16 protein-coding genes are annotated in these 20423 nt (G+C 69.5%); 11 read left to right on the top strand and 5 right to left on the bottom strand.

Annotated features, from left to right (window positions below; genetic code table 11):
* Window positions 1-1233 carry a sensor histidine kinase gene (locus ACTMTU_RS00885; protein ID WP_441261456.1) on the bottom strand — a complete coding sequence of 411 codons (1233 nt, stop codon included), beginning with the start codon at window positions 1231-1233 and terminating at the stop codon, window positions 1-3.
* Window positions 1234-1495: 262 nt separating this feature from the next.
* Here ACTMTU_RS00885 and ACTMTU_RS00880 point away from each other — a divergent pair, with 262 nt between their 5' ends.
* The 6 genes from ACTMTU_RS00880 (at window position 1496) to ACTMTU_RS00855 (ending at window position 11047) form a co-directional block, all read left to right on the top strand.
* Window positions 1496-3733: an MMPL family transporter gene (locus ACTMTU_RS00880; RefSeq protein WP_441261455.1), complete on the top strand. Its 2238-nt coding sequence runs from the start codon at window positions 1496-1498 to the stop codon at window positions 3731-3733.
* Between the two features lie 429 nt (window positions 3734-4162).
* Complete coding sequence (locus ACTMTU_RS00875; protein WP_441261454.1) at window positions 4163-5524, top strand: erythromycin esterase family protein; 1362 nt, start codon at window positions 4163-4165, stop codon at window positions 5522-5524.
* A 594-nt stretch (window positions 5525-6118) separates the two neighbouring features.
* Window positions 6119-7453 (top strand): hemolysin family protein, encoded by a 1335-nt coding sequence (locus tag ACTMTU_RS00870; RefSeq protein ID WP_441261453.1) that lies wholly within the window; start codon window positions 6119-6121, stop codon window positions 7451-7453.
* On the top strand, window positions 7450-8469 hold the full coding sequence (locus ACTMTU_RS00865) for a hemolysin family protein (protein WP_441261452.1): 1020 nt from the start codon (window positions 7450-7452) through the stop codon (window positions 8467-8469). The genes ACTMTU_RS00870 and ACTMTU_RS00865 overlap by 4 nt, the downstream gene beginning before the upstream one ends.
* A gap of 236 nt (window positions 8470-8705) precedes the next feature.
* Window positions 8706-10028, top strand: coding sequence for a hemolysin family protein (locus ACTMTU_RS00860; protein WP_441261451.1), 1323 nt, complete (start codon window positions 8706-8708; stop codon window positions 10026-10028).
* Entirely contained in the window at window positions 10025-11047 is a 1023-nt protein-coding gene (locus tag ACTMTU_RS00855) for a hemolysin family protein (RefSeq protein ID WP_441261450.1), read from the top strand. Before ACTMTU_RS00860 ends, ACTMTU_RS00855 begins: the two co-directional genes overlap by 4 nt.
* 12 nt (window positions 11048-11059) lie before the next feature.
* Here the strand turns inward: ACTMTU_RS00855 and ACTMTU_RS00850 are convergent, their stop codons facing one another.
* A complete protein-coding gene (locus tag ACTMTU_RS00850) occupies window positions 11060-11236 on the bottom strand; it encodes a hypothetical protein (RefSeq protein WP_441261449.1) in 177 nt (58 codons plus the stop codon).
* A 96-nt stretch (window positions 11237-11332) separates the two neighbouring features.
* On the opposite strand from ACTMTU_RS00850, the gene ACTMTU_RS00845 reads away from it, so the two are divergent.
* From ACTMTU_RS00845 to ACTMTU_RS00830, 4 genes are all read left to right on the top strand, one after another.
* Window positions 11333-11929 carry an exonuclease gene (locus tag ACTMTU_RS00845; protein WP_441261448.1) on the top strand — a complete coding sequence of 199 codons (597 nt, stop codon included), beginning with the start codon at window positions 11333-11335 and terminating at the stop codon, window positions 11927-11929.
* A 19-nt stretch (window positions 11930-11948) separates the two neighbouring features.
* Entirely contained in the window at window positions 11949-12776 is an 828-nt protein-coding gene (locus ACTMTU_RS00840; protein WP_441261447.1) for a chitosanase, read from the top strand.
* A 170-nt stretch (window positions 12777-12946) separates the two neighbouring features.
* Window positions 12947-14047: a catalase family protein gene (locus ACTMTU_RS00835; protein ID WP_441261446.1), complete on the top strand. Its 1101-nt coding sequence runs from the start codon at window positions 12947-12949 to the stop codon at window positions 14045-14047.
* Window positions 14048-14290: 243 nt separating this feature from the next.
* A complete protein-coding gene (locus tag ACTMTU_RS00830; protein WP_441261445.1) occupies window positions 14291-15127 on the top strand; it encodes an endonuclease I family protein in 837 nt (278 codons plus the stop codon).
* Window positions 15128-15357: 230 nt separating this feature from the next.
* Here the strand turns inward: ACTMTU_RS00830 and ACTMTU_RS00825 are convergent, their stop codons facing one another.
* Complete coding sequence (locus ACTMTU_RS00825; protein WP_441261444.1) at window positions 15358-15900, bottom strand: GNAT family N-acetyltransferase; 543 nt, start codon at window positions 15898-15900, stop codon at window positions 15358-15360.
* A gap of 459 nt (window positions 15901-16359) precedes the next feature.
* Here ACTMTU_RS00825 and ACTMTU_RS00820 point away from each other — a divergent pair, with 459 nt between their 5' ends.
* Window positions 16360-17241: a lysozyme gene (locus ACTMTU_RS00820; protein WP_441261443.1), complete on the top strand. Its 882-nt coding sequence runs from the start codon at window positions 16360-16362 to the stop codon at window positions 17239-17241.
* Between the two features lie 78 nt (window positions 17242-17319).
* On the opposite strand, the gene ACTMTU_RS00815 is transcribed toward ACTMTU_RS00820, so the two are convergent.
* Window positions 17320-18726 carry a nucleobase:cation symporter-2 family protein gene (locus ACTMTU_RS00815; RefSeq protein ID WP_441261442.1) on the bottom strand — a complete coding sequence of 469 codons (1407 nt, stop codon included), beginning with the start codon at window positions 18724-18726 and terminating at the stop codon, window positions 17320-17322.
* 258 nt (window positions 18727-18984) lie between these two features.
* A complete protein-coding gene (locus tag ACTMTU_RS00810; protein WP_441261441.1) occupies window positions 18985-20385 on the bottom strand; it encodes an 8-oxoguanine deaminase in 1401 nt (466 codons plus the stop codon).
* Window positions 20386-20423: the final 38 nt, after the last annotated feature.

Here is a 20423-nt window from a genome sequence, read left to right as displayed (position 1 = left end):
TCAGTCCTCCTTTTCCTGGCCCGTCGGAGCTTCCAGCGGCAGGCTCGCCACGACCCGGAAGCCGGCCTCGGGCAGCGGACCGGCCTCCAGCGCGCCGCCGTGCAGGGCAACCCGTTCACGCATGCCGACCAGACCGTATCCAGCGCCGTATCTGATGCCGAGGGCTGGAGACTCTGCCGCGTTCATCGCGCCCTGGTCGGTGACGGACACACGGACGCGCTCGGGCAGACACGTGAGGCGGACCTTCACCGGGACGTTGGGCCCTGCATGCTTGCGGGCATTGGTCAGTGCCTCCTGGACGATCCGGTAGACAGTGAGACCGACCACCGGGGGCAGTCGTCCGGTCTCGCCATCCATGGTCAGCTCGGTGGGCTGTCCAGCCTGCCGAGATTCCTTGATCAGACGGTCGAGGTCGGCCAGGCCGGGCTGCGGCGCCTCTGGGGCGCCGTGCCGGTCGGTCGCCGTGTCCTCGTCGGTCCGCAAGACGTTGAGGAGCTGCCGCATCTCGCGCAGGGCCAGCCGCCCAGACTCCTCCAAGGTGACCAGGGCCTCGCGGGCGACACCGCGGTCGTGGTCGAGGTTGGCGCGGGCGCCGCCCGCCATCAGCTGCATGGTGGTGATGCGGTGGGCGACGACGTCATGCAGCTCCCTAGCGATGCGGCGGCGTTCCTCGGCCACCGCCCGGTCGGCGAGGAGTCGTCGGTTGGCCTCCGTCTCCTGCTGCCACCGGTTGACGGCGAGGCCGGTGGCGGCGATGAGGCAGGCGGCGAGGCAGGCACTGGTCACGTTCAGGTATCCGCGCGGGGCGGCGAGATCCGGGGTGAGCAGGGTGACGCCGATCGCCCCGGTCGTCAGGGCGGCCGTCGCCCACGGACGGCCGGTCCGGGCGGCCGAGTAGAGGGCGACCGCGAGGGTGGCGCCGAAGTGATGGCTTATGTACGTCGTCAGATTCAGCAGCGCGACGAGCACCAGGCTGACGGTCATGACGGTGAGCGGGAAACGGCGCCTCATGACCAGCGGCAGCGCGGAGACGGTCACCAGCAGGATGCCGGCAGTTGACACGGAGGCACTCTTGACCTGCGAAAACGCGGTATATCCGATGAGGTCCACGACGGCAGCGCCGACGGCCAGCAGGGCGTCGTTGCGGGTCCACGGCAACGTGTCGGCCTCCGGCGGGAAGAGGCGGCCGCGCAGTTCCCGGCGCGATGGCGGAACGCTGCGACGCGTCGCCATGTTGGCCCCCTTCCTCTCTGTTCTCCGCTGTGATGCCGGACGTCCCGCCCGGCATCGGTACCTGGCCCATGCCATTGTCCCTGCCTGCCGCGGCCCCGGCTCCGCCCCAGGGCCGAGATCGGACCAGGACCAGGGTCCCGGTCCGGTGGACGGACAGGTCCAGGGCCCCGTGCGGCTTCTCGTCCCGCACTCCGACGATCCACACGAATTCCGGTGATGTGCTGGAGGCACTGTCCGACATCGCCTACGAACGGAAATTCCCGTGATTCGCGCCCTGACCGGATTCTCCACGAGAAATCCATGGAAAGTCATCGCCTTCTGGGTACTGCTGGGAATTGGCCTGAGCATGGTGGGTCAGGCACTGATGCACAGGGTCACCGAGAGCCAGCTCGGTGACTTCCTGCCGGAGAAGTACGACTCGGCGGCGGCGCTGAAGGTCGCCGAGGACAAGTTCGGGATCAAGCCGGACGCCAATACGGTGACCATGCTGGTGAAACGGGCCGACGGAAAGCCGCTCGGCGCGACTGACCAGCAACGTGCGGAGGCAGCCGCAGCGGCTCTCGGCAGGCAGCGGGTGACCATGCCGAAGTCCGAGGACACTCCCGACTTCCTGGCCAAGAACCATTCCCAGACGCCGAAGGTGACGCCCGGCACTGTCGCACCCCACCGCACTTTCATTCTCTTTTCCGTCAGCCTTTCCGGTAATTCGACCGACCCCGGCCTGCAGAATGTATTCAAGGAATTCCGCAATTCCGCTTCCGGCAGGTACGCGGAGGACGGACTGCGCACCGGATTCACCGGCGGTCTGGCCGACCTCGCCGACAGCCACGATGCGGAGAAGACCACGAGCACAGTGGCCGGGGCACTCACCATCGGCCTGATCGTGCTGCTGAACGTGCTGGTGTTCCGCAGTGCCCTGGCGGCTCTCCTGCCGCTGCTGGCGGTCAGCCTCGTCGGCGGGACCGCCGCGGGTGCGGTGGTCGGCACGGCGCTGCTCACCGGGATCAAACTGGACCCGAGCACACCGCAGCTGATCAGCGTGGTGCTGCTGGGCATCGGGATCGACTACTTCCTTTTCCTCCTGTTCCGCTTCCGTGAGCGGCTGCGCGCACAGTCCGAGCGCGGCGCCCGCGAGATCGCAGGTGAGGTGACGGGGCGGGTGGGCTCCGCGATCACCTCGGCGGCACTCACCATCGTCGCCGCCTTCGCCACCCTCGGGCTCGCCAGCTTCGGGCAGTTCCGGGTGCTCGGCCCGGCCGTGGCGATCTCCGTCATGGTGATGCTGCTGGCCAGCCTGACCTTCATGCCCGCCCTGCTTGCGGTCAGCGGCCGCAGGATGTTCTGGCCCTCCCGCACCCTGAAGCACGCGCCGCGCGAGGGTTCGGCCGGACGCTTCGGCGACACCGTCGCCCGGCGACCGCTCGCCGTCACGGTCGGCGCGATCGTACTGCTCGGTGCGCTGGCCGCCGGGATGGCCGGCATGAAGATGGACTACAGCACCGGCAGCGGCGGCTCAGGCACATCGGCCGCGGCCACCGCCGCCGAAATCTCCCGCACCCTGCCCGCAGGGGTGTCCGACCCCACCGAGGTCTACGTCACCAGCGGCGACGGCGGCGCCCTCGACCGGCACGGCGCCGACGTCCTGGCCAAGGCGCTCGGCCGCACGCAAGGCGTGGGCCAGGTGACTCCGGTCGAATACAACAAGGCGGGCGATGCCGCCCGGATCGGCCTTTACCTGACCGCCGACCCACAGAGCCAGAAGGCACGTGACCTGGTTTCCGGGCCGGTGCGGGCGACCGTCGCACGGCACATGCCCACGGGCGCCGAGGTACACGTCGGCGGCACGGCGGCGATCTTCGCGGACATCTCCACCGCTGTCTCCGAGGACCTGGAGCTGGTCTTTCCCGTGGCCGCCGCGCTCATCGCGCTGATCCTGCTCGTCCTGCTGCGCAGCGTCCTGGCACCGGTGGTGCTCATGGTCTCCGTCGGGCTCGGCTTCGCCGCCACGCTCGGCGCCTCCGCCCTGGTGTTCCAGCATGTGCGCGGCGAAGCCGGCGTCAACTTCACCCTGCCGCTGGTGCTCTTCCTGTTCGTCGTCGCCCTGGGCACTGACTACAACATTCTGATGAGCGACCGCATCAGGGAGGAGATGGAGCGCCCAGGCCCGGCCCGCGCGGCGGTGGCCCGCGCCGTACGGCACACGGCACCGGCCGTGGCCACCGCCGGACTGGTGCTGGCCGGTTCCTTCGGCAGCCTCGCGGTGAACCCTGCTCCGTCCACCCAGCAGATCGGCTTCGCGACCGCCCTCGGCATCCTGCTGTCGGCGTTCGTTCTGTCCGTCGCGCTGGTCCCGGCGCTCGCCGCGCTGCTCGGCCGCTCGTTGTGGTGGCCCGTCCGGCCGCGCCGCACCGAGAGGCAGCCCCTGCCGTACGAGCCCGGGCGGCGGGCCGACGAGACGGGTCCCGCTGCGGTCCCGTACGACCGCGTCAGCACGAACTGATCGCCGCGCGCCGCCGCCTTCGCACTCCCGCACGACCACCACCGCAAGGAAGGCGCGGGCGAGCACCGCGAACGTGGCTGTCGGTACAAGCCCCACCATCGCCGCCTGCGGAGACCTCGGCTCCGAACGTGAATGCCACATCACTCAGGCGGCACTGCCCCGCGTGTGCGGGGTCGCGGCCTCGGCGTTGGACGCCGGTTCGACGAGGTCACCGCTGATGAACACCTCTGGGGAGGGCGTCCAACACCAGACCCCTTCTCTATCCATGCCCGATCAGGCGCTCGGACGGCCACGCGCAGCACCGGGTCTCTCGTCCGCCTTCTGGGCCGGCCCCGGAAGAGTGCGGCGGCTGCCCTCAGCGCGCGGCAACGGGACCCGGGCCTTCATTTCTCAGAAACCAAACGCAAGTTGATCGAAAGGTACAACCAGATGGCTACTCACAAGAAGCGGATCAGCCGCCCGCGGCTCCTCGTGGCGGTGGCGATCGCGGCGGGGGCGGTCCTTGCTCCCGTGGCGGTCAAGGCGGCCACCGTCGACGAGGCCCCCACGGCCGGCAGGAAGCAGAGCCTCGTCCACGTACTGGAGCGGGCCGCTCATCCGCTGCGTGCGACCGAGCCCGGCGGAGACTCGGCCGACCTGCGAGCCCTGTCCGCGATGATCGGTGACGCCAAGGTGGTCGGCCTCGGAGAGGCCACCCATGGCTCCCACGAGTTCTTCACCATGAAGGAGCGGGTCTTCCGCCACCTCGTCGAAAAGAAGGGCTTCACCACCTTCGCCCTGGAGCTGAGCTGGTCCGCGGGACTCCAGATCGACGACTACCTCCAAACCGGCAAGGGTGATGCCCGCAAAATCGCCGCACAGACGCTGGCCAATTCCCCCTGGGAACGCGAAGAATTCGTGAGTCTCATCGAGTGGATGCGCGACTACAACCGCAGCCACCCCGACCGCCCCGTGCACTTCATGGGCGACGACATCGGCGCCCCATCGTTGAATGACGCGTTCTTCGAACGAGTGACCGGCTATGTGGAGAGGAACCACCCCGAGGCGCTGCCGCGGCTCAACGAGCTCTACACCGGTCTGCGGCCCATCGACGACGCCTTCGCCTACCTGGCCAAGCCGCTCGCGGAGCGGCAGCAGCTCGCCGCCAAGGCGCAGCAGGCACTAGAACTGGTCAGCAGTCACAGGGGCTCCGGCGGAGACGCCTTCGACTGGGCCGAGCAGAACGCCCGCTCAATCGCCCAGACCGCCAAGTTCTTCACCTTGAACCCCGCCGACCGGGATTCTCTGAACAGCCTTCAACGCTTCCGCGACGAGGTGATGGCCCAGAACGTCACCTGGTGGCAGAAGCACACCGGCGACAAGATCCTGGTGTCGGCGCACAACAACCACGTCGGCTACGTCTCCGACAATCCCGAGCTGTACTCCAAGACGCAGGGCTCGTTCCTGCGCGACACCATGGGCAAGAATTACCTGCCTGTGGGCTTCACCTTCAACCAGGGTTCGTTCCTGTCGAAGGACGCCGCCCTCGGCGGCGACTGGAAGAAGTTCACCGTAGGCACCGCCGAGCCCGGCAGGAATGAGCACACCCTCGACCAGGTCGGCTACCGGGACTTCTACCTCGATGTCCGCAAGGCGCCGGCCGCCGCGCGCGCCTGGCTGAACGTCGCCCGGCCCACGCTCAATATCGGCACGCAGTTCCCCGAGAAGCCCCGTGACATCGCGATCGCCAAGTCCTTCGACATTCTCATCCACCTCCACGAAATCCGGGAGGCCGAAAAGCTGAAGCCGTGACGACCGCGCCGCGCCTGAAGGAGCCGCGAGAGCGGCCCGGCCGGCCGGCGCATTGGACGACTCCCGCGGCCCCAGCGCCGCAGCGCATCCGAAGGCCGGTTCGAAGGCCGACGCACCGTAGCGGGAGAGACCGGCACCGGCCCGGCGGGCGCTGACACGCCCGCCGGGCCGGTGCCCATCCTTGCTTCCGGGCATACCGCAAGTCCGGCCGGAGAAGGAGCCATCAGCCGCTCTCCGGCCCTCTCCGTGAGCCACGACCCCACATCGGAGGAGGTGCGCCACACTCTCTGTCGGCCCGGAGCAGGCCCTGGCACCGCGCAGCACGAGGGTGCCGTGCGTGGCCTCGGTGATGCGGAGGTTGCCCGTCATGGTGTCGGCGGCCCGCTCCGTTGCAGGCATGGCGGGGCTGTGGCGAAAAGTCGTGGCCCGCGCCGTGCCACGTTGTTTGCCATTCCTTTACAGTGGATGCAGAAGCGGCGCTTCTCCCTCCCCTGCACAAGAAGGAGCAACGGACCCCCCGATGGGTGAACCTCCCAGTACGAGCCGTGTCACCGCCTGCCGACGCCTGATGGGCCAGGGAGCGGAGGTGGCACGGTGATCGAGATACTGCTGCTCCTGCTGGCCCTGGCACTGACGCTGGCCTGTGCGCTGTTCGTCGCGGCCGAGTTCTCCCTGACCACCGTCGAGCGCGGCGAGCTGCAGCGTGCCGTCGACGCCGGCGAGCGCGGTGCCGACAGCGCCCTCAAGGCCGCGCGCAAGCTGACTTTCCAGCTTTCCGGTGCTCAGCTCGGCATCACCGTCACGTCGCTGGTGATCGGCATGCTGGCCGAGCCGTCGCTCGCCGCACTGCTGCGCGGCCCGCTCGAGGCCATCGGACTCGGAGCGGCGGCCTCCTCCGTCGCCACCGTGCTCGGTGTGGTCGTCTCGACCGTGGTGCTGATGGTGATCGGTGAGCTGGTGCCGAAGAACTGGGCCATCTCACGGCCGCTGGCCGTGGCCAAGGTGGTCGCCGCCCCGCAGCGGGGCTTCACCGCCGCCTTCGGGCCGTTCATCCGACATCTGAACAGCACGGCGAACCGGTTCGTGCGCCGCTTCGGCCTGGAGCCGGCCGAGGAGCTCGCCACCGCCCGCACCCCCGAGGAGCTCGTGGCACTGGCCCAGCACTCGGCGCTCGCGGGAGCGATCGAGCAGGACTCCGCGGAGCTGTTCGTCCGGACGCTCCACCTCGGCGAGCTGACCGCCGAGAACGTGATGACCCCGCGCGTGGACGTCATCGCCCTCGAAGCGCACGCCACGGCGGCCGACGCGGCCAACCTGACCCTCGCCACCGGTCTGTCCCGCTTCCCCGTCTACCGCGACAGCCTCGACGAGGTCGTCGGCACCGTCCACATCCGGGACGTCCTCGCGCTGCCTCCCGAGCAGCGTGCGACGGCCCCGGTGCTGTCACTGGCTACCGCGCCGCTGGTGGTGCCGGACAGTCTGCCGGCCGACCGGCTCCTGGAGAGGATGCGTGCCGAGCGCACGATGGCCGTGGTCATCGACGAATACGGCGGCACGGCCGGCATCGCGACGGTGGAGGACATCGTCGAGGAGGTCGTGGGCGAGGTGCGCGACGAGCACGACCCCCTGGAGACCCGCGACCTGCTGCCCGCGCCGCCGACCGACGACGGCTGCTCCTCCTGGGAGGCGGACGGCAGCGTCCGCACGGATCAGCTCCTCGGCATAGGGCTGCTCGCACCGGAGGGCCCGTACGAGACCGTGGCCGGTCTGATCGCCACGCGCCTGGCCCGGATCCCGGTCGAGGGCGATTCGCTCGAGGTGGCCGGCTGGCGTCTCGACGTCCTGGACGTCGAGCACCATCGGGCGGACCGGGTCCGGATCACCGCACCGGCCCGGCTCACGCGGCAGGACCTTCAGGAGACGCGATGACCACGTTGCAACTGTTCATCGGCGCCCTGACCCTGCTGACCAACGCCTTCTTCGTCGCCGCCGAGTTCTCCCTGATCTCCGTACGCAGGAGCCAGATCGAACCCGCCGCCCGCCAGGGCGACAAGCGGGCCCGGATCACGCTGTGGGGTCTGGAGCACATCTCCCAGATGATGGCCACCGCCCAGCTCGGCATCACCGCGTCGTCCCTGGTGCTCGGCGCGGTCGCCGAGCCTGCCATCGCTCATCTGCTGGAGCCGGCGTTCGAAGCCGTCCACATCCCGCACGTCCTGGTGCACCCGATCGCCTTCGTCATCGCGCTCACCGCGGCCACGTACGCGCACATGCTGATCGGCGAGATGGTCCCGAAGAACATCGCCGTGGCCGCACCGGCGAAGACGGCTCTGCTGCTCGGGCCGGTGCTGGTCGCTCTGACCCGCGCCCTGCGGCCGTTCGTGTTCTCCATCAACGCCTTCGCCAACGTCCTGCTACGCCTGATGAAGGTCGAGACGAAGGACGAGGTCGCGTCGGTGTTCACCGACGGTGAGCTGGCGCGCATGGTCGACGACTCCAGCGAGGCCGGGCTGCTCTCGCCCGCCGACGGCGAGCGGCTGCGGGACGCCCTGGAGCTGGGCACCCGGCCGGTCGGCGAGATCCTCGTGCCCGCCCGGCGCATGCACACCGTCGACCACACCATTACGCCCGCCGGCCTGGAACGCGTCGCGGCCGCGGCCAAGTTCTCCCGCTTCCCGGTCAAGGGCCCGAGCGGCGCCGTCCTCGGCTACCTGCACATCAAGGACACCCTCGGTGTCACCGACCGCGACAGGCCCTTCCCGCGCACCGCCCTGCACCCCGTCACCCGGGTCCGCATCGACACCCCGCTGGACGACACCCTGACCGCACTGCGCACGGACGGCGGCCACTTGGCCGCCGTCACCGGCGCGACGGGCGCGATCCTGGGTTACGTCACCATGGAGGACGTCCTCGGAGAGCTCGTCGGCCCTGCCGCCGCGGTGTGACCGTCGTGCCCCGAGCGGGTACACCGCCTCGGCGCACGGGTGCCCCGCCTGTGCCCGCCCCGGCCCGGGAGCCGGGCCGCACATCCCGCCCGGACCTGCCGATCCGTCCAGTACGCGCGATTCACTGATCCAAACCTTTCGAAGGAGCACTCCTTGTCCGCCAGACCGACGGACCCCGAGGGCCACAGTCCCCGACGTCTCGGCCCTGACCACGGCACGCGCCCGGGTGGTGCCCGGTGAACGCCGTTCTCGGCCTGCTGGCCGTACTCGTCCTGACCGCGGGCACCGGCTACTTCGTCGCCCAGGAGTTCGCCTACGTCGCCGCCGACCGCCTCGCACTCGCCCACGAGGCCGAGGCCGGGGACAAGCGCGCCGCGCGGGCCCTGAAGGTGCTGGAACGGCTCTCGTTCATGCTCTCGGGGGCGCAACTCGGCATCACCGTCACCGGCCTGGTCGTCGGCTTCCTCGCCGAGCCTTCCGTCTCCGCCCTGCTGAGGCCCGTGCTGGAAGGTATCGGCCTGTCCGGCGGGGCGGTCACCGCGGTCTCCGTCACGCTTGCCTTCGTCCTCGCCACCGTCGTGCAGATGGTGCTGGGCGAGCTGGCACCGAAGAACCTCGCGCTGGCCGTGCCCGAGCGGCTCGCCAAGTCACTCGCCCCGTCGACCCTCGTCTACCTGAAGATCGTCGGACCGCTCGTGCACGTCTTCGACGGTGCGGCGAACAGACTGCTGCGCAAGGTCGGCATCGAGCCGGTCGAGGAACTGCACCACGGAGCCACCCTCGAAGAGCTCAGCCACCTGATCGGCGAGTCCCACGAGCAGGGCCACCTCCCGGCCGACACGGCCGAGCTGCTCGACCATGCGGTCGAGTTCTCCGAGCGCACTCTCGGCGAGGTCATGGTGCCGCGCGCGGACGCCGTGTTCGTCCACAAGGACGCCACGGCGGCCGCGGCGGTGGAGCTCATCGCGAAGCACGGCCATTCCAACTACCCCGTGTTCGGCGACCACCCCGACGACGTCGCGGGGGTTCTCGGCGTGCGGGACCTGATGAGCCTGCCCGCAGACCGCTTCGACAGCACGTCGGCGGGCAGCGCGTCCCGCAGTCCGCTGCTGCTCCCGGACACGCTGCCACTGCCGGACGCGGTGGAGCGGATGCGTGAGCGGGACGACGAGTTCGCGGTCGTCCTGGACGAACACGGCGGAGTCGCCGGCGTCGTCACCTACGAGGACATCGCCGAGGAACTCGTCGGTGACATCGCCGACGAGAGCGACACGGTGGTCGAGCTCGCCGTCGCCGACGGGGACGGCTGGCTGGTCGACGCCGGGCGCCGCCTGGACGAGATCGAGGACGCGACAGGCGTCGACCTGCCCGAGGAGGAGGACTACGACACCGTTGCCGGCCTGATCATCGACCGCCTCGGCCGCTTCCCGGCCATCGGCGACAGGCTCACCGTCGACGGCGTGGACATCCACGTCCTCACCCTGGACCGGCACGTTCCCGACCGCGTACGCATCGAGCGCATCCAGCACGCCGAGACCGCCGAGGAGGCGCAGTCATGAGCTTCCCGATGGCCCTGTTCGTCACCGTCCTGCTGCTGATCGGCAGCGGCTTCTTCGTCGCCGCCGAATTCGCCCTCGTCGCCGCCAAACGCCACCGCATGGAGAAGGCCGCAGCCGACGGGCAGCGCGGCGCCAAGGCCGCCCTCGCCGGCATGCGCGAACTGTCGCTCATGCTCGCCGGCGCCCAGCTCGGCATCACGATCTGCACCCTGGGCCTGGGCTCGATCTCCAAGCCCGCCATCTCCCACCAGGTCGATCCGCTGCTGCACGGCCTGGGTCTGCCCAGCGGCCTCAGCTACGGCATCGCCTTCGCGTTCGCCATGATCGTCGTCGTCTTCCTGCACATGGTCCTCGGCGAAATGGCCCCCAAGTCCTGGGCCATCGCCCACCCCGAGCGCTCCGCCATGCTGCTGACCCCGCCTTTCCGTGCCGTGGTCACGGCGGTGCGGCCGCTGATCTGGCTGCTGAACAAGGTCAGCAACGCCCTGGTGCGCCTGTGCCGGGTCCAGCCGCGCGACGCACTGGCAGCCGTCCACAACCGCGAGCAGCTCACCCACCTCGTGGCGGAGTCGGAGCGCCTGGGTCTGATCAACAAGGTCGACTCCGAGCTGATCACCCGGTCGCTGACTGAACCGCAGACCGCGGTCTCGGAGCTCCTGACCCCGGCGGCCGCCATCGCGACCGTCCCCGCCGAGGCCGGCCTGGACGCGCTCCTCGCCCGGGCCACCGAGGCCGACCGCTCCCGGCTCGTCGTCGTGGACGGTGACACCGTTCTGGGCTCCGTCCATGCCCGTGACGGGCTCGTCGCCCGCACCCGCGGCCGGGTGGTCACCGCCCGCGAACTGGTCCGGCCCGTTCCGGAGCTGAGGGAGACCGACAGTGTCTCCTACGCGCTGGATCTGCTGCGCAGGAACCGGGCGTCGCTGGCCGTCGTCAGGGCGGACGACGGCCGGCTCACCGGACTGATCAGCCTGGACGATCTGATCGCCCGGCTGATGGGACTCCGGTCGGCGCAGTAGGGAGACGCTTCTTCACGCCGGCCGCGCGGGGCCGCTGTAACGAGACGGGTGCCGTCCCAGCGGCCGGCATTCGTCGGGGGCCGGAACGACGTGGCAGAGCGCTCCGCCGGACGCGATGGCGCCCAGGACCGGGTCGAGCAGGTCGAGGCGGTTCCCGCCGATCGTCGCCGCGGTGGTCGCGGCGGTCACGATGGCCGGTGCGGCGGTCGCCGATGGCCGGTGCGGCGGCCCGCCCCCGCCGGAAAGGTGATGAGCCGCGAGGGCCGCTGATGCGATGCTCCTGGCATGACACGCCGAGTGAAGCCCAGCCTCTACTTCTCCGTCGACGTCGAGGCCGACGGGCCGATCCCGGGTCCGTACTCGATGCTCAGCTTCGGCGCCGCAGTGGCCGGCCGCCAGGACGTCGACGGGTACGAGCCGGCCGATCCCGAGAAGGACACGTTCTACCGCGAACTCCAGCCCATCAGCGAGGACTTCGTGCCGGAGGCACTGGCCGTGAGCGGCCTGGACCGGGAGCGGCTGAGGGCCGAGGGCAGCGAACCGGCGGCGGCCATGGCCGCGTTCGGCGTCTGGGTGGGTGACGTGTGCAAGGCGTACGGCGGGGCGCAACCGGTGATGTGCGGCTATCCGGCCTCCTACGACTGGACGTTCCTGTACTGGTACCTGCTGCGGTTCACCGGGGCGAGCCCGTTCGGGCACTCCGGGTGCCTCGACATGAAGACGCTGTACGCGGTGAAGGCGCGGCTGCCGCTGCGGGCGGTGACGAAGTCTGCGATGCCGCGTGAGCTGCTGTCAGGGCGGCGGCACACCCACCATGCGCTGGACGACGCGATCGAGCAGGCGGAGCTGTTCAGTAATCTGATGGTATGGCCGGGGGTGTGACCCCGGGAGGGGGTCCACCGTGAAGTCCGTACTGCGCGCACTGCTCGCGTTCCTGATCGCGGTGGGGGCGTGCACCGCCTGCACCGGCGACGGCTCCGGGGACGGGGGCGGGCTGGAGGACCCGGCGAAGAAGGACATCGCGATGCGGATCGTCTCCAGCGCGGAGAACTCCACGCTGGACTGGAAGGCGCAGTACAAGTACATCGAGGACATCGGCGACGGCCGCGGCTACACCGCCGGCATCATCGGCTTCTGCTCGGGAACCGGCGACATGCTCGCGGTGGTCGAGCGCTACACGAAGGCGAGGCCGGGCAACGCCCTGGAGCGTTTCCTGCCCGCCCTGCGAGCGGTCGAGGGCAGCGACTCGCACAAGGGGCTGGGCAAGCCGTTCACCCGGGCGTGGGAGCGGGCCGCGACGTCCGACGAGGCGTTCCGGGCGGCCCAGGACGCCGAGCGGGACGAGACGTACCTGCTGCCCGCCGTGCGCCGGGCCGAGGACGACGGTCTCGGCGCGCTGGGGCAGTTGATCTACTTCGACGCGTACGTCATGCACGGTTCCGACGCCTCCGAGAGCTCCACGGGCTTTCGCGCACTGCGCGAGAAGGCCCTGGCCGGCGCGGAGTCGCCCGCCGAGGGCGGCGACGAGGAGGAGTACCTGAACGCCTTCCTGGACGCCCGCGTCGAGGCGATCCGCAAGGAGCCGTCGCACACCGACACGAGCCGGGTGGAGACGGCACAGCGGGTGTTCGTGCGGGAGCGGAACTTCGACCTCGAGCCGCCGCTGAACTGGCGGGTCTACGGCGACAGTTACCACATCGGCGCGATGGCGGCCCCGCCCGCGCGGTGAACAGCGTCCGCCCGGCACCGGGCGGGGCCGGATCCCTTTGACGGACGACGTGGGCACCATCACAAGCAGTTACATTGTGCACAACTGAATTGAGCACTACATTGAACGCATCGAGGCAGTGACGCGGCGAGCGGCGCGGCGCACCGCTTCGCGCGAGGAGGAGAATCTCCATGGAATTCGTCCGGTTCGAGACGTACCGGCCCGTCGAACGACCCAATTACCAACAGGATCTGGACGAAGTCGTCCAGCAGGTCGCGGACCGCACCCGGGAGTCCGTCGAGCGACAGAAGGCCGGCCGCGCCGTCAGGACGGCGCACGGCAAGACCTATGGACTGGTGCAGGCCACGGTCACGGTGAGTGAACTGGAGGCCCCGTACGCTCAAGGAATCTTCACCGAGCCGGTGACGTACGACGCCGTGGTCCGCTACTCCAACGGGCTCGGGCACCTGCGGGCCGACTCGCTGCTTGGCGCGGCGTGCGGCATGGGGATCAAGATGTTCGGCGTGCCCGGCACGTCACTGCTGAGCGACGAGTCCGAGGCGACCACGTTCGACCTCAACCTGATCAACAACAACGTCTTCTTCGCGAACACCGCGTACGACTACATGGTGATCGAGGAGCTGTTCTCCGAACTGCCGGACGCCCTGGTGAACCCGGCGCGGCGGAAGTCCTGGATGGGCGAGTTCCTCACCCGGCGCGGCACGCTGGACACGGCGGACGAGTGGCTGTGGGACGAGCTGTTCGCAATGTTGTCCTTCACCAGGGTCCAGCGGCAGAACCTGCTCTCGTACACCTACAACAGCATGGGCGCCTTCCGTTACGGCGACCACATCGCGAAGCTGCGCACGGTGCCCGTCACGCCGGTCGGCCATCTCGAGGTCGACGTCCGGGCGGACGGCGAGGCCTTCCGCAACACGCTGGTCGCGGAGGCGGCCGAGCGTGACCACGCCTTCGAGCTCCAGGTGCAGCTGAACACCGACCTGACCCGGATGCCGGTCGACAACACCTCGGTGGAGTGGCCCGAGCAGCTCTCCCCGTGGGTGAGCGTTGCCAGGATCGACATTCCGCGCCAGGACATCGGCGGCGCGGACAATCTCACCGCCGCGGACGGCACCTCGATCACCCCCTGGCGTGTACGCGAGGACCATCGGCCGATCGGTGAGATCCAGCGGGTGCGCGAGGAGGTCTACCGCCGCTCCTCTCTCGAGCGCCACCGCATCAACGGGCAGCCGCGGGTGGAGCCGCGGAGCAGCGCCGAGTTGCTGGGCTGAACCGAGGCAGGGATGCCGGCAAGGCCCGACCGAGGACGCTTCCGAGGGCGCTGAGCGCTGCGCACACAACAGGCGCTGACGGTATATCAGCTTTCACGCTCCCTTCGCGCAACCACTGCGCCTTCTTCATGCCTCGTTGCCCGACCACGGGCAGACTCTTCGCAACCGAATGAAGGTTCGGTCGTGCCGCCCGTGTTCTACGCGCGTTGCCGTGGGCGGTACAGGCCCGAGAAGAGGACGTACATGCCCCCCACACCAGTCACCCGCTGGAAGCATCTCGCCCTGGTCATAGGCGGCTTGTCGCTGGCGATCGCCGCGACCGGCCCGGCGACGGCGATCACCGCGCCCGCAGCCGACGGGACCGCCGACTCGGCCGCGTCCACGTCGGCGTACGACGACACCTACTACCAGGACGCGATCGGCAGGACGGGACAGGACCTCAAGGACTCCCTCCACACCATCATCAGCGACCAGACCAAGCTGTCCTACTCCCAGGTCTGGGACGCGCTCAAGGCCACCGACGAGGATCCGGCCAACTCCGCCAACGTGATCCTGCTCTACACCGGCCGTTCCCAGAGCAAGTCCTCCAACGGCGGCGACCCCGACCAGTGGAACCGTGAGCACACCTGGGCCAAGTCGCACGGCGACTTCGGCACCGCCACCGGCCCGGGTACGGACATCCACCACCTGCGGCCCACCGACGTGTCGGTGAACAGCACCCGCGGCAACAAGGACTTCGACGAGGGAGGCTCCGAGGTCGGTGAGGCCCCGGGCAACTACACCGACAGCGACTCGTTCGAGCCGCGCGACGCGGTCAAGGGCGATGTGGCCCGCATGATCTTCTACATGGCGGTGCGCTACGAGGGCGACGACGCCTTCGCCGACCTGGAGGTCAACGACCAAGTGAACAACGGGTCCATGCCGTACCACGGCCGGCTGTCCGTGCTGAAGCAGTGGAACGAGCAGGACCCGCCGGACGCCTTCGAGAAGAGGCGCAACCAGGTGATCTACGACGACTTCCAGCACAACCGGAACCCGTTCGTCGACCACCCCGAGTGGGTCACCGCGATCTGGGGCTGAAACGTTCCCCCTGCGGGGCCGGGGCGCCTGGCGTGACACCCCAGGCGCCTCGGCGCAGGCGTCACGCGGGCCCTGCGGATCAGTGCTGCCACTGCGATCGTGGGGAAGTGCCCGACGCCAGCAGGCCGTTCGCTCCTGTGCCCCGCGGTCACAGCGTGATCGTTTGTCTTCACGCGCCGATGATCAACGGTGGCCGCACCCTTGCCCGAACAGGCCCCCGAGCAGCAAGATCACAATCTGCCGCTGGGGCTCGGCCGCCATTCCGCTTCGAGGATGCTGAACATCTCGGAGTCCCGCCAGCCGTCCCGGATCAACGCGGTGTGCCGATGCCGCCCCTCGTACGTCATGCCGAGCTTGCCCAGCAACCGGGACGACGCGAGATTGCGGGGGTCACAGGTCGCGTAGATCCGGTGTAGTCCCAATTCCCCGAACGCGCGCGACAGAAGCTCTTGTCCGATCGCCGTGCCCACGCCACGCCCCCAGGCCCTCGGGTGCACGATGCAGGCGATTTCGCCCTGACGATGGCGACGGCTACGAATGCGCAGCTCACCCATGCCGACGAGTTCGTCCTCGAAGCGAGCAATGTAGACGAATCTCTGCTGGTGGGCCTGTGACCAGGCTTCGACGGCGGTTTGCACGAACGCGCGCGTCTGGTCCTCGGTGTTCGGCCCCCAAGGCTGGTAGCGACAAGCCTCCTCGAGGCCGGCCCAGGAGTGCACTACTTGCCAGTCGTTGAGCGCGAGCTTGCGCAAGGTCACCAGGGATTGGCTCACAAGCGGATCTTGCCAGATCTCGTCCGGGGCACGAGCCGGGTGCCGGCTGGACCGCATGATGGCCTTCTGGCGCGATTTCGACCGCACATTCCTCGCGCTGGGCCCGAAGGAACGGGAACGCTCTCGCAACGGCTTCCGCGGCCACAGCGCGGAGCTGCTCCCGCCCATGGGGGTGACCCCATGGGCTGCCCAGCCCAACGTGAAACGAAAGCCGCCGCCCAGCCGTCTTCCCCATGGCGACACCGCCCCCGCCGCTGAAACTTCCCACGCCGGAACGGGTGTTGCCCCAGGTCGGCCGAAGCGCCACAGGTCTGGGCCATAGGGACTTCGGACCGCCTCTTTACGCACGGGCGCCACAGTGACTTACTCGTGTGACGTGTCCATGACTTCCCGAAGGGCCCCGGGAAGTCATGCGCCTGACGCTCGTCCGCCGATCCCCCACCCTGCCAGGAGGCAGTCATGCCTGTGTCACGAGTTGGATTCGCGCGTCGCGGAAGATCGAGGACCGCCACCGTCATCGGCACCCTCGTCTCGGCCGGTGCCTTGCTCATGACCACCACCGGTACGGCAGCCGCCGCCCCGCCGCCCCCCGACAAGCCCGTCAAGCCCGGCGAGGCCTGGATGGGCTCGGGAACCCGTATCGAGCAGCCGCGCGCCGCCGAGGCGGGCAGCCCCGTCACGCCGATGGACACCAGCGGCGTCCAGGGGATCGACGTCTCCCACTGGCAGGGCGCGATCAACTGGGGCTCGGTCAAGAGCGCCGGAATCGACTTCGCCTACATGAAGGCCACCGAGGGCACCAGCTTCAAGGACTCGCGCTTCGGCGCGAACTACACCGGCTCCTACAACGCCGGCCTGGTCCGCGGGGCTTACCACTTCGCCCGGCCGAACTACTCGAACGGGGCGACCCAGGCGAACTTCTTCGCCTCCAACGGCGGCGCCTGGTCCCGCGACAACAGGACGCTGCCCGGTGTCCTCGACATCGAGCACAACCCGTCGGGCGCCATGTGCTACGGCCTGTCGACGACCCAGATGCGCACCTGGATCAACGACTTCTACAACACGTACAAGGCGCGCACGACACGCGACGTCGTCATCTACACGACCGCGAGCTGGTGGAACACCTGCACCGGGAACTGGACCGGCATGTCCACCAAGGCTCCCCTGTGGGTCGCCCACTGGGGCGTCAGCAGCCCCAACATCCCGAGCGGCTTCCCCACCTGGACCTTCTGGCAGTACACCGCGACCGGTCGGGTCAGCGGCGTCGCGGGGGACGTGGACCGCAACAAGTTCAACGGCTCGATGACGCGGCTGATCGCGCTCGCCAACAACACCGCCTGACCCGAGCCGTCCCCCGGCGCGGCGGAACGCCGCCGGGTTGAGCCGTGACGGTACGGCTCCACCCGGCGGCGACGCGGCTCAGTGCACGGCGGCCGGCTCCGCGACCGCGGTCCCCTGCTCCACCGACGAGGGGTCCTCCTCGGTCGCACTCCCCCGCTTGCCGAGGTGGTTGAACGCCAGGTTCAACACGATCGCCACGATGCAGCCCGTGGAGATGCCCGAGTCGAGCACCACGAGGGCGTCCTCGGGGAAGGCGTGGTAGAACTCCGGCGCGGCGATCGGGATCAGCCCGATGCCGACGGCCGCCGCGACGATCAGCGCGTTCTCGCCCTTCTCCAGTGCCGCCGTGGCCAGCGTCTGGATACCGCTCGCCGCGACGGAGCCGAAGAGCACGATGCCGGCGCCGCCGAGGACGGGCAGCGGCACGAGCGCGATGACGGACGCGGCGACCGGACAGAGTCCGAGCAGGATCAGGATGCCGCCGCCGGCGGCGACGACGAACCGGCTGCGGACCTTCGTCATGGCGACCAGGCCGATGTTCTGGGCGAAGGCGCTGCACATGAAGCCGTTGAACAGCGGGCTGATCGCGGAACCCAGAGTGTCGGCGCGCAGGCCGCCCTCGATGGTCCGCTCGTCCGCCGGGCGGTCCACGATCCGGCCCAGCGCGAGCATGTCGGCGGTGGACTCGGTCATGCAGACCAGCATCACGATGCACATGGACACGATCGCGGCGATCTCGAACTGCGGTGCGCCGAAGTGGAACGGGGTGGGGAAGCCGACGATCCCGGCGTCCTTGATGGCGTCGAGGTTGGTCATGTTCAGCGGTACGGCGATGACCGTGCCGGCGACGAGGCCCAGCAGGATGGCGATCTGCTGCATGAAGCCGCGCAGCAGTTTGCGCAGCGCCAGCACGATCACGAAGGTGAGCGCCGCCATGCCGATGTTCTTCATGGAGCCGTAGTCGTCCGCCGTGGAGTTGCCGCCCTGGGACCAGTTGAAGGCGACGGGCAGCAGCGACACACCGATCAGGGTGATGACCGTGCCGGTGACGACGGGCGGGAAGAAACGGACCAGTTTGGAGAAGTACGGGGTGAGCACGAAGCCCAGCACGCTGGCGACGATGATCGCGCCGAAGATGACGGCGATACCGTCGTAGCCCCGGTCCCTGCCGATGGCGACCATCGGCGTCACACCGGCGAAGGAGACACCGTTGACGAACGGCAGCCGGGCGCCGATGCGCCAGAAGCCGAGGGTCTGGAGCAGGGTGGCTATACCGGCGGTGAACAGGCTCGCGCCCATCAGGAACGCGGTGTCCTTGGCGCTGAGGCCCACTGCGGGCCCCACGATCATCGGCGGGGCGACGACTCCCGCGTACATGGCGGCCACATGCTGCAGGCCGCTGGTGAACATCTTGAAGGGGGGCAGAGTTTCGTCGACCGGATGCTTCCGGTCCTCTACTTCGGCGGTCGAGTTGTGCACGGCCACGGCGGTGCCTCCGGTCCGGGTTACACGTCGTCGGTGGACGTGTGGTGTCAAGGAGGTGGTGCAGGTGGTGCGGTTGTGCACGTACCGGGTCGCCCGAGCCGGTGTGCGGGCGGCGTCCCCGTGCCGGGTGGCAGGGGGCGCCACCACCGGGAGGCACGCACCTTTGTCGTACGCGCCTCCCGGCGACGGCCGCCGTGGACCCCGCTCGGGTCCACGGCCGCCGGTCGAGGGCCGTCCCCCTCGACCGGACTACCGGGTTCAGCCCTGTGCGGCGATCCGCGCCAGGCGCTGTGCCTCGTCCCGCGTGGAGCGGGCGATGGCGTCTTCGTCCACCGTGGTGAGGTGGTTGCCCTCGACGACGGTCCTGCCGTCGACGAGGGAGAGGGTGACCGGCGCGGCCGCGCCGAAGACGAGCGCGACGACCGGGTCGGCGATGGAGGAGTGGGCGAAGGTGTCCAGCTTCCACATCACCAGGTCGGCGAGCTTGCCGGGTTCGAGGGATCCGATCGCGTCCGCCCGGCCGAGGACCTGCGCGCCGCCGTAGGTGCCGAGGCGCAGTGCCTGGCGCGCGTTCAGTGCGGCCTCGCGGTGGGCGCCGAGCCGGTTGATCAGCAGCGCGTTGCGCAGTTCGGTGTGCAGCTCGCCGGACTCGTTGGAGGCGGTGCCGTCCACGCCGAGTCCCACCGGCACACCGGCCCGCAGCATTTCGGGGACGCGGGCGATGCCGGCCGCCAGACGCGCGTTGGAGGAGGGGCAGTGCGCGACGCCGGTGCCCGTGCGGGCGAAGGCCGCGATGTCGGAGTCGTTCATGTGGACGCAGTGCGCCATCCACACGTCGGAGCCCAGCCAGCCCGTCGACTCGAAGTAGTCGGTGGGGCCCATGCCGAAGAGCTCCTTGCAGAACTCCTCCTCCTCGACCGTCTCGGACCCGTGGGTGTGCAGCCTCACTCCCTTGCGCCGGGCCAGCTCGGCGCCCTGCCGGAGCAGTTCGGTGCTGACGGAGAACGGCGAGCAGGGCGCCACGGCGATCTGCGTCATCGCGTCGAACGAGGCGTCGTGGTGCTTGTCGACGGTCTCCTCGGTGCCGGCCAGCGCGCCTTCGAGGGACTCGACCGCGAAGTCCGGCGGCAGGCCGCCGTCCGACGTCCCGCGGTCCATGGAGCCGCGGGCGAGGGTGAACCGTACGCCCATCTCCCGGGCGGAGCCGATGATCGCACCGGACAGGTCGCCGGAGCCCCGCGGGTAGACGTAGTGGTGGTCCATGGCGGTGGTGACGCCGCCGCGGGCCATCATCGCGAGCGAGCCCTGCGCCGCGGCACGGACCATCGGCTCGTCGATGCGCGCCCAGGTCGGGTAGAGCGCCACCAGCCAGTTGAAGAGGTTGTGGTCGGTGGCGAGACCGCGCGTGATCCACTGGTAGAAGTGGTGGTGGGTGTTGACCAGGCCGGGGGTGACGAGGTGGCCGGTTCCGTCGATGCGGCGTACCACGTTCGCGAGGCCCTCGGGTGCCTTCCCTGCTCCGACGGACTCGATCCTGTTGCCCGCGACGACGACATGGCCGGAGGCGTACTCGCTGTCGTCGGCGTCCACGGTGGCGATCGCACAGTTCTCGATGACGATGCGCTCGACCGTTTCGGTCGGGGCTGCCGAAGGTGCCATGGTGCTTCCTTCTTCTGTGGGCGGCGAGGTGGGCACGG

It is taken from the genome of Streptomyces sp. OZ13, assembly GCF_052068155.1.
Lineage (GTDB): Bacteria > Actinomycetota > Actinomycetes > Streptomycetales > Streptomycetaceae > Streptomyces.
Note: the sequence above shows the minus strand (reverse complement) of the source record. Positions and strands in the feature narration are given on the sequence as shown.

Coding starts and splice junctions, on each gene's coding strand:
- ACTMTU_RS00885 (WP_441261456.1), bottom strand. CDS start 1,233: ATGGCGACGCGTCGCAGCGTTCCGCCATCGCGCCGGGAACTGCGCGGC.
- ACTMTU_RS00875 (WP_441261454.1), top strand. CDS start 4,163: ATGGCTACTCACAAGAAGCGGATCAGCCGCCCGCGGCTCCTCGTGGCG.
- ACTMTU_RS00865 (WP_441261452.1), top strand. CDS start 7,450: ATGACCACGTTGCAACTGTTCATCGGCGCCCTGACCCTGCTGACCAAC.
- ACTMTU_RS00855 (WP_441261450.1), top strand. CDS start 10,025: ATGAGCTTCCCGATGGCCCTGTTCGTCACCGTCCTGCTGCTGATCGGC.
- ACTMTU_RS00845 (WP_441261448.1), top strand. CDS start 11,333: ATGACACGCCGAGTGAAGCCCAGCCTCTACTTCTCCGTCGACGTCGAG.
- ACTMTU_RS00835 (WP_441261446.1), top strand. CDS start 12,947: ATGGAATTCGTCCGGTTCGAGACGTACCGGCCCGTCGAACGACCCAAT.
- ACTMTU_RS00830 (WP_441261445.1), top strand. CDS start 14,291: ATGCCCCCCACACCAGTCACCCGCTGGAAGCATCTCGCCCTGGTCATA.
- ACTMTU_RS00820 (WP_441261443.1), top strand. CDS start 16,360: ATGCCTGTGTCACGAGTTGGATTCGCGCGTCGCGGAAGATCGAGGACC.
- ACTMTU_RS00810 (WP_441261441.1), bottom strand. CDS start 20,385: ATGGCACCTTCGGCAGCCCCGACCGAAACGGTCGAGCGCATCGTCATC.